Below are 16,808 nucleotides of genomic sequence, written 5' to 3' on the forward strand. Positions count from 1 at the left end.
CTAGCTGGTAAACAGGAAGCTATCCGGCCACACGTCGCCATTTTGCCTGCGGCGCAACCAAATTACCATCGCGGCCCTTCTGCCCGTGTTCTCAAAGTCTGGGTCGTTAATTGAAAATCCGTCTGGACCAGATTCGGGCACGCGGACAATTCTGGATGTGTCACCAGGAAAGACTCCGGGCACCACCACTTCATATTCGGCAAATTCCACATTCGCGTTAACGAGCCGTCCACTAACCAGAGATGCCATCTAGTTCCCCATCTTCTCTATTTCCTTTTCCCAATTCGCGGCCTGGTTCGCAACTTGGTGCGCATCATTGTACGTTGCCTGCGCCCTTAGTCCTTGCAGCTCACGTGGAGGGGTTACGATTCACATCGACAGCCAACCGGAACAGGAAAGCAAACTAAACCTGCAGACAGCACTCGGGAGGTGGAACCGTGAGAGTATATCTAGAAGCGTTCGATTCAGAAAGTGAGCTTCTTCAAGAAGATTACGACATTACAGATATAGGCTTGAGCAATATTGCCGCAATTTTAGATGTGTCTGTCGACAATCTGGTTTTCGGATTTGATATTTCCGAGGAGCAGCTCACTACGCTTTGCACACTTGCCCAGATCTCACCCCATCGCCAACGGCGCACTTTTCAAGTTGGCGGCGCGGCGGAGTAGGTGTTCAAGACCGACCGAAACTACGGGCGCCAGGTGGTCAGCATGAAGTACAGAGAACCGGACCCGATCACTCGCGTAGCGGCGAGAGCGATGCTGGAGTCAGGCATAACCGAACAGATCGAATCCGCGATCATTCGGCTCGCTTTGCCGGACCCCGATGGCGACTGGGTGGTAGCGCAGGCGCTTGAACTTCTCAAATCGAATGTCGGCAAGATATTATGAGAATTGAGGTGCAATGACAGAGTTTACATATCCCGAGATTTCGTGGGAGGTCATAACTCTCACGCTGAGATTCGAGCATTCCGCACTCGTCCCCGAAGCAATATCGGAGGTACTGAATCTTACGCCCACTCGAATAACCCACCCGGGTGAGTCAGCGTTTTCGGGAGACGGTTTTTGGATCAAAGAATTCAGCGGGGTGCCAAATCGTAAAGTCAATCCGATACCGGCGACCATTGACGCACTCTATGCGCGACGTGAGGCTATCCAGCGAATCGCTCGATCGGGCGTCGAAACAAGGCTCTCGATCGCGTCTACGATCAGCAACGGCGAAACGCTTGTCCTGAACGAGGATGAGATACAGAAGTTAGCCGAGCTGGAGATCCCAATCACCCTGGCTTGCCATGCCCCGAACTAGCACCATCACCTTAGGAGCCTTATGAATTCTCAAAGTTGGGGCCAAACACGGATTGGACTGTTAGTGACCGGCGCAGAGTTGGACCCGGGCGAAATTACCGCCGGTCTGCAGCTAGCACCAACAGTCGCTTACGCACCTGAACCCACCCGAGAATTCCGCAGCGGTGCTGGAATCTGGGCACTGATCGACGGTCCAGAGCCCGATGGAACCCATATCGCAGACCAAATCGCCCGCCTATCACAACAGCTGACCGGCCATGATGCTGCGATCAACGAACTTCGCAAGCGCAATTACCGTGTCGAGATCCTGGTCACTGGCTGGATCGAAAACCGCCGCTATCTCGACCTCGACCTCGAATCCCTCAAGCAGTTGCACGCCTTCGGACTTCCCGTGAACTTCACCGTCCACCGTGAACCGAGCGCGGTGGATCTATTCTTCGACGAGATGGCCAATCGAGGGTAGGGCAGGCCTCGCGCAATACACCAGACTGCGCTCGCATTACAGATATAAGCTTGAGTAATATTGCCGCAACATTCGAGGCGACGGGGGAAGTGATGGCTAAGTTTCAGGTAATAGATATTTTCGCGGTCAGTTTCAGACCAGAACCGTTCGTCCTAGGTCGAGTGGAGGGTAATTTTTCAGTCGGACAGTCTGTCGTGCTGAAGAAGCCCGATGGGCGTAAATTCTATGGCACTATTAAGAGCGTTGAATTTCATCAACCCGCGCCCGACCAATTTTCCTCGGTGTTCTCAGAGGACGTATCGAACAATGTTGAGGCAGGTGATCTGATTGTTCCAGCAGAGGGAGAATGAGTCCCGTCCGTATCGGGACACCGCCAAGCCCCCAATACCGACTAAGCCACGCGACAACAGGCGATCGGCGGAACGGACGAACCTGCCTAGGTGACCTAGATGGCCCGCTACGCGCTCTCGCCGACGACCCGGACGCAGCGGGGCGCGCCGAGGACGCACTGGATGACATCGAAATTTTCGCTAAGTAGTTGCCCGTCGCATCGTCACTTCCCAAAACGCTGGAACGCCGCCTGTCGCGTTGTCCCAAGCGCCATCCCGATCACCGTCCACGAGTCCCCCGCATCGCGCGCGGCCTGAACGGCTGCGCGCAGCGCGTCCTCCGCTGCCGCAACCTGCTTGCGCGCGGCAATGATCCGGCGGAAGTGCTTGGCATCACGGCCGGGAGTGAGCTGCGGATTTAGGTTATCGAGGCCGCTCTCGTCGTGGTTGTCAGCGGGCGCGGTATTCGTTCGCGGCTTAATCGTCTGGACCTGTGACATCGCACCGATGGGCTTGCGTGTAGTCCGTCGAGCGTTCGCCTTCGCTTTCCTAATCGTCGTCATATGTGTCACCTCAGATAGTCGTGAAACTTGGGCCGAAGCCTGTCCGCATGGATGATTCGACTTGGCCCGTCTACCGGTACGGCAACGAGCTCAAGCAGCCGCCCCGCAACATCCGGACCGATGACGAGCACGCGCTCCTCGCCGCTGTATTCGTATTCGACCAGGCGTAATGCGTTATCCCATGCGTGCAGGATGTCCACATCGGCGACGCCGTGTTTGCGAGCCGATTGAGTAATCCGCACGCTGTCAAGTTTACCTTTACGTGTACCGCCACTGTCAAGGCTGTCTTGACGCAACGTCGGACACAGTAGGCCATCCGCGTAATCGAGCACGCCCAGCACCCAGAGGACCTTGAGGCTGAGCGCGAACCAGCCGAACGAGATTGGCGCGCGATGGCCGTGAGCCTCTCGCCATTCGCACAGCCGCGTCCAAGCCTGGGCAACAGCAAGTGGTCGATCGAGCTGAAATGCGGTTTGCGCAGTCACGACGAGCAGAGTGCGTTCTGGCGCGATTTTGCGATCCGGCGTAGGCACAAGCAAACCTCTCCGTCGACAACGAGCAGCGAAGCGCAACAGCTAAGTGCAACAGCTAAGTGCAACAAAGTAATTGGCGCCTGACGGCGGCCCACCCCAACCACAATGAGCACCCAAGGGTGCCGGTGTCGTAACCCATCCCGCCCGATTCCCCGCACTTTTCCCCCGAGACGCGACTCGGCCAACACCCCTGGCCGCGCGTCTCACAAACGACGCGTGGCAGTGAAGTTGGACCTCCACGAAAGTCGTGCACAACCGGCCGTGAAGGTGCGCATGGGCGAGGCATGCGACTGGGTACTCGCCGGCGGCTGTTTAGCGGGGTTGATTCTCCCCTGGTCGGGCTCACCGTGATAACGACCAGAACAGTCCTGAGCCCAGGTGAGAGACAGAATCATGCACACCACGCTCGCGGGAGGTCGGGCCTCCGACATGGCGAACGGGGCCTCGGCAGCGTTGAACGCGCCAAGGTGTGAGCGGTAGGGTTTCTCCTACGGTGCAAACAGCTGTGATCTGTTTCGTACCCAGGCTCTCGGTAGCGTTGGTAGCGCTGCCGGGAGCCGTTCTTGTGGGCGAGGCTACACCTCGAATCCGTTCGTGCGCAACAGTGTTCGTAAGCTATCGTCCCAGCGTATGTTGGTCATCCGCCCATAAAGCACGGCTAATCAGTCAACAAACCGACTGAACCGGTCGAAATGCCCTCAATCAGCGATTGGCGAAGCGCAGCAACGGCATTCATTCGATCGTCTAGCTCCTGCTCATAAACAGTCACCGCGCGCAGTGCTTCCTCAAGCCGGACGGACTGTTCCGCATCAAGTGCCGGAAGGTTCCACGACTCCCACTCGACCTGATGTGCAGACAACTTGTTGATCACCGCTGCCACCGCGTATGGACCGATTCCTGCCGCATCGCGAAGACGAAGTAGGCGGGACGGGGAGACAACGAGGTTGCCGCCGCGTTCATCGACCACCGCGCGGGGCGGATTCACACTGAAGACAACGTCGCCTGGCTCGGTGCGCGTCGCGCGTGGGTAAAGCCGTTGCGCGTCAAGGGGATCCAATGCGAGGTGGTTCGTAGACCCGTCGGCGCTGAGTAGCCGAACTGTGCCGCTGGGTACCGCATCAGCAACGCTGATCTTCCGTCCGTTGAACACCCGCATGGCCTTCTGTGCCGTCAGCTGCGCAAGGGACCGTGTGCGAACAGGGTGGTTGCCCTGACCGGGCCCCGCGGACACATCGAAACCGGCCAGCGGAATGCTTGTGCGCAACGTTGCCGCGTACACGCGGTCGAGCTCGCCACTGGACTCAGGTGCTCGGACACGAACCGCCGCCACACCGCGCGGAACAACAGCGCTGCCAGCCAGAATCTCCTTCAGTGCGCAGATTCGCCCGTACCGATAGGCGCGCGCAGCCGTCATACCGTCAATCGACGCGGCGATGTCGGCAGCGAGCGCGTCGTGGTCGATGTCGGCGAGAAGCTCGGTACCCAAGTCCGCAACGATCGGCCGCTCAATCTGCCTGCCGCCACAAAAGATCCACACGCCGAGAGCCTGTCGATACGCTTCGCTCCACAATCCACGCGGCAGCCGAAGCGCGGCGGCAAGTCCACCAATTCGCAAGGTAGCAGCGCGTTTTCCTTCTGGATTGTGCGCACGCGCACCGCTCCGCGGGATCGCGTCGCAGAGGATTGCAGCCGACCCGACGACAACCGCGATTTCGCCCAACTCCAACTCAACCAGCACATCATCGATACGCTCTAACGCTTCGGTGACCGGTGCGCCAATTACCGAAAGCAGCCGCACTTGCGGGCCGAAAACGGCTGTCGGTTCTTGCCCCTGAATAGACAACCTTCGCCGTAGCGCGCGGGCAGCGGGAGTATCGCCTTCCACGCATGTGTCGATTCCAGATGCGCCAAGTGCTAGCACGAGCTCAGGTGTTTCGCCGGTGGTGATGAGTGTCGGGCCTTCGGGGTCAAGTGCACCCGAAGCGGCGCGGATGGCAGCAGCCAATAGCGCGACCGCTTCCCTATTTAAAGGTCGGTTTCCGAGTTCCCTTGCTACACGCGACGAGTCAAGTCGCGCCAGCGCGTCTGCACCGCCGTAACTGGCCCCGATGAGTGCGTCAATGAATGCGATGGTTGTCGGCGTAGGTGGCCGGGCTGCCACTTCACGCGCTAGCAGTTCGTCGGACGGATCCGTCTCTTGCGCCGCTTCGACGCAATCGTCATCGACCTCGCCCGTGATTAGACGCAAGCACAGGAGCGTGACCAGGTCCTCAAGGCCGATGCCGTCGGGTACCGCGATGCCATCCGCGTCTAGCCGGTGCTCCACATTGTTTCCACGCCCTGTTGCTTCAAGGTAGGCGACCACCTCGGCACGCCGGAACCGAAGTTGTTCTCCAACCCCAGAAACCGGCTGCGGGAACGGAATATCCCGACCCTTCACCCGGGTCCTCCCCCGCCACATCGTGACCACGGGCCGCCGCACCTTTGCCAGGTCGGCGATGTCCTGCATGGTCAGCGTTGGATCGGCCACGGGTGTCCTCTCTGTCTTCGAAGCTGAAGTTAACCGTACGCACGAGCGCCGACTCTTCGCTGACTGATTCGCTGATAACCCGGCTTATCAGTAAGCCAGCTATCCGATGGTCGGTGTGCGGCGCGATCGTATTGGCACACCCGAACGGGTCAAGCGGCCGCCAGCCGCACACGACCGAGAGAGAGACAACACGTGAACGCACCTGGTTATCCGCCCCAGCCCTTCCCCGCCCAGTCGCCGCCGCCGCGCAAGAAGAACAACGCCAAGGTCCTCATTCTGGTGATTGTCGGCATCTTCGTACTGTGCGGATTCGGTGGCTGCGTTTCGGCATTGTCGGGCGGGTCCGACGCGAAGAACGCGCCCACGTCGCCGAGCTCAAGCACTCGCACTACCGAGGCGCGTGCTACCGCACCTAAGGGGCCGGTAATCGCTCCCGCTGGCAGTGCGGTTCGCGACGGGAAGTTCGAATTCACCGTAACCGGTGTCGACCCCGGCGTGAAAACCATTGGTACCAACCAGTTCTTGCAGAAGACGGCGCAGGGCGAGTACGTCCAGGTTCATCTTCGCGTCACCAACACGAGTGACAAGGCTCAGTCGTACTGGTCGGCGAACCAGAAGCTGATCGACGATCAGGGCCGCACGTTCGAGAACGACACGATGGCTGGCGTCAACGTCAATGACTCGACCGCGATGACGGCCAAGATCAACCCCGGCAATTCGGTCGAAGTGATCGTGGTCTTCGACGTTCCCGCCGGCAGCAACCCCACAGCGGTCGAGTTACACGACTCGGCCTTCTCAACCGGCGCCAAAGTGGCCCTGTAAAGGATGAGGAAGATGATCAAGACCCTTGTTACCGCAGTACTTGGCAGTTTGCTCGTAGTCGCCGGTGCTGGCACCGCAAGTGCCGAACAGCCAACCAGCGCGCCGAGCTCGCAAGCGCTCGTTGTCACTGTCGACGCGGTCGGTCAGCCCATCGCCATGTGCATGATGCCCGGCGACACGCTTGAGCTCCGTGCGGGGATTGGTGCGGCGTTCGGTGGCTCGGCTGGCCTCCCGATCTTCATCGTTGGCGCGATCCCGGGGGCGATTTTCGGCGGCGCGATGGGCGCGCTGTCGTGGTGGATCGCAGACCAGCAGCGTCACCTCATCCCGGGGCCCTGCTAGGCGCAAAAACGGCGAAGCCGCTACTCGCCCAGTCGAGTAGCGGCTTCAACCAGCGAAAACCGGTCGGCTACACGCCGATTCGGCCGCCGTCCTTGCGCCACACAACCGCGACCGACGGGCGCGGCTGGGCCGTTCCGCCGTCCGGCCAGTGCGATGACACGTTGTCGGGGGTCGCGTCGTCGGCCTCGCCCGGGTGCTGTACCGAGACAAGCACGCGCGATTCGGTGATGATCGGGCCGCAGGTTTCGGCACCCTTCGGGACCGTCAAGAACTGCTTGGTCTCGCCTCGGTTCGGGCCGTCAAGCACCACCGAGAACAGGCCGTCGTTGGTCTTCAGCGCGTTGCCGTCGGTGGAGATCCACAGGTTGCCGTACGAGTCGAACGCCAGGTTGTCCGGGCACGAAATCGGGCTGACCTTGGTCTTGTCGAAGCCGGCGAAGTACGTGTCGGCGGCGGCCGGGTCACCACACACGAGCAGCAACGACCAGGTGAAGTCGGTGCCGGTGTGGTTGTCGGTGATCTCAAGCACCTGGCCGTTTTTGTTCAGCTTGCGCGGGTTGGCCTCGTCGACGCCGGGCTTGTCGTCCTTGGCGCGGTTGTCGTTATTGGTCAGCGCCAAGTACACCTTGCCGGTGAACGGGTTGGCTTCGAAATCTTCGGGGCGGTCCATCTTGGTCGCGCCAACCTTGTCGGCGGCGAGACGCGTGAACACCGCGACCTCGGCGGCGGTCATCCCGTCAACAAGCGACTTGCCCTTGCCGTCTTCGCCGGTCTCAAGCAGCGGAATCCACTGGCCCTTGCCGGTAAAGCCCTTGTCGGACGGCACTTTTCCGCTGCCATCGATCTTGTCGGCGTGGTCGCCGGTGAGCTTCGCGACGTACAGCGTGCCCGCGTCAAGGATGGTGATGTTGTGACGCATCGCGGCAGCGCCGGTGCCCGACTGGATCTTGCGCTTCGACACGAACTTGTACATGTAGTCGAACTTTTCGTCGTCGCCCGTGTAGGACACGACGTCGCCCTTCGGCGTCACGTAAATGGTGGCGCCCTCATGCTTGAGGCGGCCCATCGCCGAGTGCTTCACCGGCGTGGAGTTCGCGTCCCACGGGTTGACCTCGACAACGTAACCGAACCGGTTGGCCTCGTTGGGCTCCTTGCTCATGTCGAAACGCTTGTCGGTGCGCTCCCACTGGTTCGGGGTGCCGCCCTTGGTGAAGCCGTAGCGCTTCACGCGCCCCTTCGGGTCCGACGCCTGGTCACCGTTGGCGAAGTAACCGTTGAAGTTCTCTTCGCCGGAAAGGATTGTGCCCCAAGGGGTTACGCCACCGGCGCAGTTGGCGAAAGTGCCGAGCACCTTGGTGCCGGTCGGGTCGGCCGCCGTGACCGTGTACTGGCTACCAGCCGCCGGGCCGGTGAGCAGGAACTCGGTGTCAGCGGTGATGCGACGGTTGTACTTGCCGAAAGCCGGCGTGAGCTTGCCGGTGCCCGCCTCGCCCTTGACCTCGACAACGGCCATGCCGTGCGCGGCCTTGGTGATGGCGATCTGCTCGTCGGTGATCTTCGCCTTGTCAAACCCACGGAACATCATTGGGCCCGTTGTGTATTCGTGGTTCGCCGCGAGCAGGAAACTATTGGGCTGACCCTCGATCGGCAGCAGCGCCGAGAAGTCATTGTTGTAACCGAACTGCTTCGCCTGCGCGGCCGCGGTTTGGTTCTCGAAGTCGAACGCGGGTGCGTCGGCGAAAATCGGGTCGCCCCAACGGATTACGACGCCCTGGTCGTAGCCTTCCGGCACGACGATCGCGTCTTCCTTGTTGGGCGCGACAGCGGTGAAGTTCGTGCCGGTGCCGGGGGTGCCCGCGGGCGTCGGCGCGGGAGTCGACGAACCTTCCGAAGAGTTGGCGTCACCACACGCGGCGAGCGCGCTAGCCGCACCAACCGCGAGCACAGCGGCGGCGCCACCCTTGATCAGCCCGCGACGGTTGAGGTTGGCGACGATGTCACCGAAGTACTCGCCCGACGACGTGTTCGGCGGCTCGTGGAAGCACGCGTTGTCACACTTATATTCACAGGTCATTGCGGAACGCGCCGACTGTCCGTCATGTTTGACGAACAGGGCGAGCGGTTTCAGGCTCACGGTGACTCCTGGGTAGATCGTGGTTGTGGGCACCGTATGAAAGCCAAACGTGACAAAACCGACGGATTGGTAAACGCATGGCGAAGGAGCGGCCAATCCCTGTGCGGGAATTGACCGCTCCTTCATGCGTTCATTGGCAGTGCGAGCACCACCTCGCGTTCGTTTTCGGGCAGGTAGTGGGCCGAAACGATGCGCCCCACCTGCACTTGAGCGATGTTGGCTGGCGGCAGATACTTGTCGACTCGGGTCTCGAACGTCGTCCCGTCTGGTCGGGTGACGACCAGGCCGAGCACCACCTCGGTGTAGCTGCCGCGAATGCGACCGGGCACGTCGAGCGAGCGGACAACCGCCTGGGCGGCGATCCCACGCTCGGCGATGTCGAGCTTGTCGCGGGTGGTGATGCCCTTGCGGATCATCGACTCGTTCATCGCCCGTTGCGCGGCGCGGCTGTCGCCGGAGCGGTCGAGTTCGACCTTGTCGGTGCGGCCCGGAATGTACCGGACCGGAACAACGACACCCGGCTGCAACAGCGCCAATTCCGTAAGCGGCACAATGAGTTTCGCGTGCGAGTCGAAACTCTTGCCATCTTCGCCCTCAACCCGCAGGTCGATGCGGACCTGCGGCTGATCGTTCACCGACAACCCGGTCTGCCGGAACGAGACGATGGTGCCGATGCCGACCGCTCCGTCCCGAAACGCGCTGCTGTTGTTTCCGGTGAACGCCTCCCAAATCCCATTTCCGGTGAAGGCGAACACCATTGGCGCGATCGTCAACGCGATGATCGGCAGTGCCATGTGCGGTCCGACCCAGCCGAGCATGCTGCCGGTGTACGGGTCGGGGGTGTAGGTGAGCGCGTAGAAGAGGTAGTAGCCGATCGCGGCTACCGAGAGGACGAGTGTTGTGGTGCGAATCGCTTTCGTCATCACGCACCGACCACGGAGGTGCACGCGAAGGTGATGTCGAACTTCGAGGTCTTGACGCCAGCGAGCGGGTTGGTCATGTCGGCGCTCACGCCTTCGCCGGTCACCTGGAAGGTGGTGCCCTTCTTGGTGAGGGTGGCCGAACCGCCGGGCTGGCCGTTGCCGTAACCCACCGCGTAAGGCAGGCCGTTACCGCCACCCTGGCTGCCGCCGATGGCGACGGCCTGGACGGTGTCGCCGACGATCGACGCGCTCACCGAAAGGGTGCCGTAGGTCGCGTTCGCCTGGTCGGTCAGCGCCAGCGCGATGGTGTCGCCCTGCTTGGCACAGGTAGTGTCGAATTTCGCCGCGATCTCCTTGCCGTCGATGGTTGCGGTCGACTTGCCCGCGCTGTTGCCGGGCGTGCCCGGGGTGACGGTGGTCGCGCCGGTGTCGCTGCATCCGGTGACGAGCAGGGCGGTCGCGGTAGCGGCGAAGGCGGCGATCAGCTTGATGTTCATGGTGTTTCCCGTTTCTCTTGAGTGTCTCGGGCTTTCTGGCGGCCCGTTGAGATAAAGGTAGGAAGCCGTCGCGCACTACCGATCCCAACTTTTGCTAGGCGCAATCGGGGAAACATCGCTTAACCTGGACAAATGCGAAGACCCCGCGCCCAGGTGCTCGATGAGGTGTGGCGCGAGCTCGACGGAGTCGGCGCGCTCAGCGGCCCCAACGGTGGCCCGTTGCGTCGCACGGTGAAGTTGATTTTGGACCCGCTTGTGCTGCGGCCGATGCAGCATCGGCTTTGTGCGCCAAGCATTCTCACTGCCGACGGCGTCACGCTTGTTGAGTCGCTGTTGTTGACTCGCGCCGACACGTTGCGTGCGTGCGCGGCGTGGTTCACGGTGCTGAAGCAGACGCGTCGCGCGTTGCGGATCACCGAGGGCAACGCCCAGGATCTGTACTTCCAGCGGTGTTTCGAGCTGGCTGTCGTGCATGGGGAGCCAGGGCTCGCCGCGCGGTCGGTTGCCGAGGCGACGTTGCGCGAAATTCACGAAAGCACCGGTGGGCTCACGACATCCGCGTTGAAACACTTTGTCGCTGAGCATGATTCGCGACTGCGCGAGCTGCTCGATCTGGCCTGGTCACGTCGCCCGCTCGCCAGCTATGACCCGCGCGACCAAGCCCGTCCGCTCCTCGAACTCCTCGACGCGTGCACGCTGTTCAACTCCGGCGACCCCGCCGACGCTGGCCCGCTGCTTGTTGAAGCCATGCAGAATCGGGCGGGAACCCATCGCGGGATCGCGCTGTGGAACGCCGACGCGACCGAAGGTGCCGACGAACTCGGGCTGAGCGCGTTCGAAACCCCAGGTCAACCGGGGATTGGCGCGTCGGCGTCGACTGCGACGCTCGCGTTGCCACTCGACCGCACCATCTTCGAACGGGTGTTCACCGTCTTGCAGGCGAGCGTCGACCGCACCGAACTGCCCGACCTCGCCGAGCTGGTCACGACCGAAATCACCCGCAGTTGCGCGCCGTGGGGGCTGCTCGACGAGTCGCTTCGGCTCGCGGGGGCGCTCGGGTGCGAACTCGCGCTTGGCCTCGCGCCGATCGACGGGCTGTCGCAACCGCGCGAGCGGGTCGGCGTGGGCGATGATGGACCTTCGCGCGCACACGAGCAGGTCAATGGGCGATGGCGGCGGGAGGCTTACGTGTTGGTTGCTCGGCGGTACAGCGTGCATGGCGGCGCGGGCCCACTCGCGGTCGTCGCGGCGGAATTACGGGCGCCGTGGCGGCCGTATTTGCGCCGACTTTGGGTGCGGTTGCATGGGCGTGACGTGCGCGAATACGCCCTTTACGAGCCGGGCGAGGTGTGGGATTTGCTCGACGGTGTCGCGCGGTCGGTGATGCTCGACCACCGCGACCGCATCCGCCGCGCTCTCACCGTTGACGGTCGGTCCATCGAGGCGAAGGCGAGCTGATGAGCGAGGTTCGGTTGCGCCACGAGACGTCGGGACTGGTCGCGCTTGTTGTCGACGGGTCGCCGGTGGTTGGCGACGGGTTTCCCGCGTTGGACACGCTGGTGCTTGAAGTGTTCGGCGGGTATTTGAGCTGGAGTTTGCTTGGGGGACAGCGCTTTCCGTCCGCCGTCTTGGATGACGTTGAGGCGGCGCAGGACTGGTTGTGGGCGGTTTACGGGGAGTCGGTGGCGATCCGGGTTTTCGATTCCGAGGCTGGTGAGCTGGAAGTTGAGCCCGTTGTGCCGGGATTAGTCGACACGTTGCGTCGACTTGCCTACGCGCACTGGGCTTCTCGGTGGTGGCCCGCGTCGTTGCTCGACGGGATTGGGGCGTTGTCGGGATCGCTGTTGGCTGATGAGATCGCTGGGCTCGTTGAGGAGGCCGAGGTGGCGGTCGCTGGGAGTGACGCGGTGGTCACAGTTCCCGAATTAACTTCTGTGCGAAGCGATTACGCGCTTGCCGCTGGCGGTACAGGTGCCGATGGGCTGGTGTTGGCGCGCGGGGTCACGGGCTGGGATTGGCGAAGGTGCCCGCCGGGGATTCTGGACGCGAGCGAGCAGGCGGTTTCGTGGGAGCTGAGCCGGTTGGACGGGGTTTCGACGGTGACGGTGCGCGCAGTTTGCGCCCCCGATTGTGCCCTTGACGTGCCGGAATACCTGCACCCGCACGTGCGGGTTGAGTTGGGCGACGCTTCGCGGACGGTCGCGCTGTCGCGGTTTGGTGACCAGTGGTTGGGCGCGGTTGTTTTCGATTCGACTTCGTCTGCGCCGGAGGTGACGGTTTACGTGCCGGGCGTCGGCCCGTCAGTGGTGACGCCGGACGAGGTGGCGACACGGGAACTGTTGCGGGCGTATGCGCGGGAGCGGTTGGCGTCTTCGTCGGCAGATTTGTTAGTGGCTGAGGTTGCGGCGCGGGATGCGGAGGATGACTACTAGGAGAGCGGGCTCGTTGGAGCCGTCGGGCAGCTGGCGGGGCCGAGGCGACGCCGCCGGGCGCGCGGATGCGACTTCGTGTCGCTGTGTGGCTGCGGCGTTATTGACTCACGATGAGTGGCGGCGCGCCCGCGCTTACACTTCCAACAACACTGCGAGGTGGAGGGCATCATGGCGGCTACTGGGCAGACCTCCGCTGGCGATAATTCCGCGCTGGTTGCTGGGTATGAGGCTTATCAGCGCGGGGACGTGCGTGGGGCGCTTGCCTTGTTTGAGCAGGTCAGCGCGTCGGAGACCGGGCGGGTTCGGTGTGCTTCGCTGATTAATGCGGCGAGCATGGCCGACGAGTTGGGTGAGCACGTGCGTGCGGTCGAGTTGTATCGGACCGCGCTCGCCGAGCTACCCGAAGATGGCGCGCATCAGCGGCCCGCGGCGCTGGTCAACCTTTCGCAGGCGCTACAACACCTTGGCGACTTGGCTGGCGCGGAGGGTGCGTTGCGGGAAGCGCGTGAGTTGCTTGTCGCGGATTCGACGTTGCCCAATCACGGGCTGATGTTGGTGAGCTGTTTGCTGTCGTTGACGGCGGTGGCGTTGCATCGGCAGGAGTGGGCAGAGGCTTCGGCCGTTGCTGCCGAATCATTGTCTGCGACAGAGCAATTCGCTCCGCAGCTCATCGGGCACCCGCTGATGAACCTCGCGGCGAGTTCTTTCGAAACCGGTCGCGTTGAGTTGGCGCTGGACTTTGCCAACCAGGCAGTGGCTGCTTTCGCACAGCTTGGCGACCCAACCGCGCTGGCCGAAGCGCAGCAGAACCTCGCGATCATGTTCGTCCGCGCGAATCGGTTGGACGACGCGGAACCGCCACTGCTCGCGAGCCAGGAGTTCTTCACCTCGACCGGTCTCGCCCACCGCGCGGGAATTGGCGCGAAGACGATTGGTTTTCTGGCGGAACGTCGGGGTGATTTGGTCGGTGCGGGCGCGCAGTACACGGATGCATTGGCCGGTTTCACCGAGGCGGGCGCGCTGATCGAGGCCGCCGACGTGCGATTACGCCTGGCGACTGTGCGCTTCGCGACGGGTAATGTTGCCGGGGCCGAGGCGCTGTTGGCGGAGTCGTTCGCGACGTATGAGGCGCACGGTTTGGGCCTGCATTGCGCGCAGTTGGACTATTGGCACGCGGAATTGCTCTACGCGGCGAGTGAATTCGACGGGGGTGCTGCTCTCGGAAATGGTGGTGGTGCGGTCGGCGACGCGGCTGCCAACCCGCAGGCCGCAACTCAAGCCAACGCTGCCGCCGGGGCCCGAACCCAGATGCCAGCCCCTCAAGTCACGGCTAGTGGCGGCCCGCTCGCTGGTGTGGTCAACCCGAACGCCAGCGCACGTGGCGGGTACGGCAGTCTGCAGGACGGTGGCGCGGAGCGAGTGGGTGAGCGGGAAGCGGCCGGGGTCGGCAATCGAGTGACCGGTGAGCATCGGACGCCCGAGCACGGGGCTCGCGTCGAGGGCCGATCGGTGAAGCGTGCGGATCACGGTCGCGACTCCCGTGATCTCGCTCGAATCGCGGCGCTTGCCGTTCCTGCGGCGCTTGCGCTCGATGCGGTGCGGCACACGCTGCCCAATGGGAATCAGCGGGTGCACTGGCATCGCGAAATCGCCGGGCCCGCAATGCAACTCGCGTTCCAAACTGCGGTAGCGATCGGGGACGGGCAGCTCGTCGCCGACCTCGTCGAAACACAGTGCGCGGGAACAGGACTCGACCTTACGCGCGAGTCGGGGCTGGTTCCGCGACAACTCCCGTACCAACTGATCGACCCGCCAACCACGTCGACCGAACCCGGTACAACGTGGCAGCTGGGCAACGCGTTGGCCGACGTCGCCGTGGCAGCAGGCATCCCGGTGTCCCCACCGGCTCACATTTCCGACGCTGGCCGAATCTTGTTGGCCGACTACATTTCGCACACCGAGCAGCGCTATAGCCGCCAAGTGCGCGACACCCGCGTCCTCCCTTGCTGAACGCGAGAACCAGCGGGCGGCCAGCGAGCAGCTTGCAGCCCCACCGACCGCAGGTGTCACCGCGAGCGGGCGGGTCGCGGCCAGGCAGCGGCCCCACCGATCGCAGGCATCACCACAAATGGGCAGGTGCACCCAGCGCCCGACGACGTCGAGCATCACCAGGCTGCATCCAGCCACTCGCTCTCGGGCATCACCGCGAGCAGGCGGGTGGCGAACAGGCAGCGGCCCGCCGGTCGCGGTCATCACCACAAGCGGGCAGGTCGCGAGCACCAGCGCCCCACGACCTCGGGCATCACCAGGCTGCATCCAGCCACTCGCTCTCGGGCATCACCGCGAGCAGGCGGGTGGCGAGCAGGCAGCGGCCCGCCGGTCGCGGCATCAGCACAAGCGGGCGGGTGGCGAGCATCCAGTCCCCACCGACCGCAGGCGTCACCACGACCAGCGGCCCTCAGCTCTGCCCGCCACACTCTCTTCTCGACATCGGCGGCGGCGTATTTACTACCGCAGCAATCATTTCCAACCGACAAGGCGTTAGATGAGTGCCAAGCCAACTGTCCTCGTCCGCATGGCCGATGCGGGGGACGTCTATGTTTCCTGGCGCTGGGTCGATGAAGAGCATGCGCGTGGGGTTGCCGTGTTGCCTCGCGATGACGTGACCGGGGTGCTGCGACAGCTCGCATCGGCGTTGCCGAATCCTGGCGTGAGCGGGGACCTTGAGCGCGTGCTTACCGTCGGAGCGCTCGCCGACTCAGCGGCGGAACTGGTGCTCGCCCAACAGCTTTCACGCGTCCTGCTCCCCTACGCCCTCGCCGTCCAGCTCTACGAACTCTCGCAGCGCGGCGTCCGGCCCCACCTGCGTATTCAACCGTCGCCCCGGCTCGCACAGGTCCCGTGGGAACTACTCGCGCCCGACCCCGACGTGCGACTGCTCGACATTGCCGACCTCAGCCTGCTCGCACCACTTTCCGTCGTGCGCGCACCGGAACGCATTGCTCGGCGGTGGGCCGACACCGCCGACCTCCCCGTCGTCGCGGTGCTCGACCCCCGCGTTCCCGGATATCGCGCTGACTCAGAACTCGGCTCGGTACTTGGCCGTCCCGACCCGAATAGCGTTGTGGCGCAGTGGTTCACGCGCCCCAATCAACTCCCAACGGCCGAAGACCCAACCCAACTCTTCCGCCGCACCGACCTCACCCGCGACTGGCTCTCAACCGCCCTGCGATCAGGCGCGAGTCGACTGGTCTACGTCGGACACGTCACCACCCCGGCCCCGGAATCGGGCGAAAGCGAGCACGCGCAACTTCACCTCGCCTGCACCGCCGAGACCACCGGTTTCGCCGCGCCAACGCGAGGTCATCGCCCGCTTTCGGCAAAAGACTTGTTGCTCGGCACCTTCCGACTCACAGCCGATCCCGTCCCCGGCAGAGACCTGTGGCCGATGCCCAGCCGCGTTGCCCTGGTTGCCTGCGAAAGCGGCGGTGACCTGCGCTTCACCGAAGCGCTCGGCCTCACGACAGCCGCGCTCGCCGCAGGCGCGGAACTGGTGACGGCCACCCGCTGGCCGCTCCCTACCGACCACGCGATGCACACCTTCACAACGACCACCGCGTATCCACTGCAAGAGGCGATCGTCGCGGTCGACACCGCGCACGGAGCAGCGAATCCGGTTGCCGCACTGAACGATTGGCAGCGTACCCGCTTGGCTGAGTGGCGAACGAACCCGTCCCCGGCCAACGCACCACTGTTGTGGGCGGCATTCGCGACAGTCACCGACTGACTTCACTAAGCCACCAAGCGACACCGCACGCCCCAATGGCGGCACCTCACCGAAGCTGCCAATCCTGCAGCTACGCGATCGAAGCACGCTCGGCGGGTCGGCCCAGCAGCCACGCACCCTGCACTTCCACCGATGCACCCCTGCGCGCG

General features: G+C 63.3%; 18 protein-coding genes and 1 pseudogene. 11 read left to right on the forward strand and 8 right to left on the reverse strand.

Annotation, left to right across the window (positions count from 1 at the left end; genetic code table 11):
• Positions 1–249 (reverse strand): hypothetical protein, encoded by a 249-nt coding sequence (locus IEX78_RS13245; protein WP_188829191.1) that lies wholly within the window; start codon positions 247–249, stop codon positions 1–3.
• A 188-nt stretch (positions 250–437) separates the two neighbouring features.
• Between IEX78_RS13245 and IEX78_RS13250 the strand changes: the two genes are divergently transcribed.
• The 5 genes from IEX78_RS13250 to IEX78_RS13270 all read left to right on the forward strand — a co-directional run bounded on the left by IEX78_RS13250 (position 438) and on the right by IEX78_RS13270 (position 2,117).
• Complete coding sequence (locus IEX78_RS13250; RefSeq protein ID WP_188829192.1) at positions 438–668, forward strand: DUF7683 domain-containing protein; 231 nt, start codon at positions 438–440, stop codon at positions 666–668.
• A complete protein-coding gene (locus IEX78_RS13255) occupies positions 669–890 on the forward strand; it encodes a hypothetical protein (RefSeq protein WP_188829193.1) in 222 nt (73 codons plus the stop codon).
• 13 nt (positions 891–903) lie between these two features.
• The gene (locus tag IEX78_RS24745) at positions 904–1,305 is read left to right on the forward strand and encodes a DUF4279 domain-containing protein (protein ID WP_188829194.1); all 402 of its coding nucleotides are present in this window, start codon (positions 904–906) and stop codon (positions 1,303–1,305) included.
• Positions 1,306–1,368: 63 nt separating this feature from the next.
• Positions 1,369–1,767, forward strand: coding sequence for a DUF4279 domain-containing protein (locus IEX78_RS13265; RefSeq protein ID WP_188829195.1), 399 nt, complete (start codon positions 1,369–1,371; stop codon positions 1,765–1,767).
• A 50-nt stretch (positions 1,768–1,817) separates the two neighbouring features.
• Positions 1,818–2,117 carry a hypothetical protein gene (locus tag IEX78_RS13270; protein ID WP_188829196.1) on the forward strand — a complete coding sequence of 100 codons (300 nt, stop codon included), beginning with the start codon at positions 1,818–1,820 and terminating at the stop codon, positions 2,115–2,117.
• A gap of 203 nt (positions 2,118–2,320) precedes the next feature.
• On the opposite strand, the gene IEX78_RS24635 is transcribed toward IEX78_RS13270, so the two are convergent.
• The 4 genes and pseudogenes from IEX78_RS24635 to IEX78_RS13285 all read right to left on the reverse strand — a co-directional run bounded on the left by IEX78_RS24635 (position 2,321) and on the right by IEX78_RS13285 (position 5,722).
• A complete protein-coding gene (locus IEX78_RS24635; protein ID WP_373291581.1) occupies positions 2,321–2,659 on the reverse strand; it encodes a hypothetical protein in 339 nt (112 codons plus the stop codon).
• Between the two features lie 5 nt (positions 2,660–2,664).
• Positions 2,665–2,901 (reverse strand): BrnT family toxin, encoded by a 237-nt coding sequence (locus IEX78_RS24640; protein ID WP_188829571.1) that lies wholly within the window; start codon positions 2,899–2,901, stop codon positions 2,665–2,667.
• An 81-nt stretch (positions 2,902–2,982) separates the two neighbouring features.
• Positions 2,983–3,192: pseudogene (locus tag IEX78_RS24645) on the reverse strand (ABC-three component system middle component 6); the annotation flags it as partial.
• Between the two features lie 658 nt (positions 3,193–3,850).
• A complete protein-coding gene (locus IEX78_RS13285; protein WP_188829197.1) occupies positions 3,851–5,722 on the reverse strand; it encodes a hypothetical protein in 1,872 nt (623 codons plus the stop codon).
• Between the two features lie 192 nt (positions 5,723–5,914).
• Between IEX78_RS13285 and IEX78_RS13290 the strand changes: the two genes are divergently transcribed.
• Together IEX78_RS13290 and IEX78_RS13295 are read left to right on the forward strand one after the other, a co-directional pair.
• On the forward strand, positions 5,915–6,544 hold the full coding sequence (locus IEX78_RS13290) for a DUF4352 domain-containing protein (RefSeq protein ID WP_229683928.1): 630 nt from the start codon (positions 5,915–5,917) through the stop codon (positions 6,542–6,544).
• 12 nt (positions 6,545–6,556) lie between these two features.
• Positions 6,557–6,886, forward strand: a complete 330-nt coding sequence (locus tag IEX78_RS13295; RefSeq protein WP_188829198.1) for a hypothetical protein — start codon at positions 6,557–6,559, stop codon at positions 6,884–6,886.
• 67 nt (positions 6,887–6,953) lie between these two features.
• Here the strand turns inward: IEX78_RS13295 and IEX78_RS13300 are convergent, their stop codons facing one another.
• The 3 genes from IEX78_RS13300 to IEX78_RS13310 all read right to left on the reverse strand — a co-directional run bounded on the left by IEX78_RS13300 (position 6,954) and on the right by IEX78_RS13310 (position 10,440).
• The gene (locus IEX78_RS13300; RefSeq protein WP_188829199.1) at positions 6,954–9,020 is read right to left on the reverse strand and encodes a PhoX family protein; all 2,067 of its coding nucleotides are present in this window, start codon (positions 9,018–9,020) and stop codon (positions 6,954–6,956) included.
• Between the two features lie 122 nt (positions 9,021–9,142).
• The gene (locus IEX78_RS13305; protein ID WP_188829200.1) at positions 9,143–9,943 is read right to left on the reverse strand and encodes a hypothetical protein; all 801 of its coding nucleotides are present in this window, start codon (positions 9,941–9,943) and stop codon (positions 9,143–9,145) included.
• Complete coding sequence (locus IEX78_RS13310) at positions 9,943–10,440, reverse strand: lipoprotein LpqH (protein WP_188829201.1); 498 nt, start codon at positions 10,438–10,440, stop codon at positions 9,943–9,945. Before IEX78_RS13310 ends, IEX78_RS13305 begins: the two co-directional genes overlap by 1 nt.
• A 132-nt stretch (positions 10,441–10,572) precedes the next feature.
• On the opposite strand from IEX78_RS13310, the gene IEX78_RS13315 reads away from it, so the two are divergent.
• From IEX78_RS13315 to IEX78_RS13330, 4 genes are all read left to right on the forward strand, one after another.
• Positions 10,573–11,898, forward strand: coding sequence for a hypothetical protein (locus IEX78_RS13315; RefSeq protein WP_188829202.1), 1,326 nt, complete (start codon positions 10,573–10,575; stop codon positions 11,896–11,898).
• Complete coding sequence (locus IEX78_RS13320) at positions 11,898–12,872, forward strand: hypothetical protein (protein WP_229683929.1); 975 nt, start codon at positions 11,898–11,900, stop codon at positions 12,870–12,872. The genes IEX78_RS13315 and IEX78_RS13320 overlap by 1 nt, the downstream gene beginning before the upstream one ends.
• 168 nt (positions 12,873–13,040) lie before the next feature.
• Positions 13,041–14,882, forward strand: a complete 1,842-nt coding sequence (locus IEX78_RS24265) for a tetratricopeptide repeat protein (RefSeq protein WP_229683930.1) — start codon at positions 13,041–13,043, stop codon at positions 14,880–14,882.
• 535 nt (positions 14,883–15,417) lie between these two features.
• Positions 15,418–16,659, forward strand: coding sequence for a CHAT domain-containing protein (locus tag IEX78_RS13330; RefSeq protein ID WP_188829203.1), 1,242 nt, complete (start codon positions 15,418–15,420; stop codon positions 16,657–16,659).
• Positions 16,660–16,808 lie beyond the last annotated feature (149 nt).

Origin of the sequence: Nocardia camponoti (genome assembly GCF_014646135.1) — a bacterium.
Classification (GTDB): Bacteria; Actinomycetota; Actinomycetes; order Mycobacteriales; family Mycobacteriaceae; genus Nocardia; species Nocardia camponoti.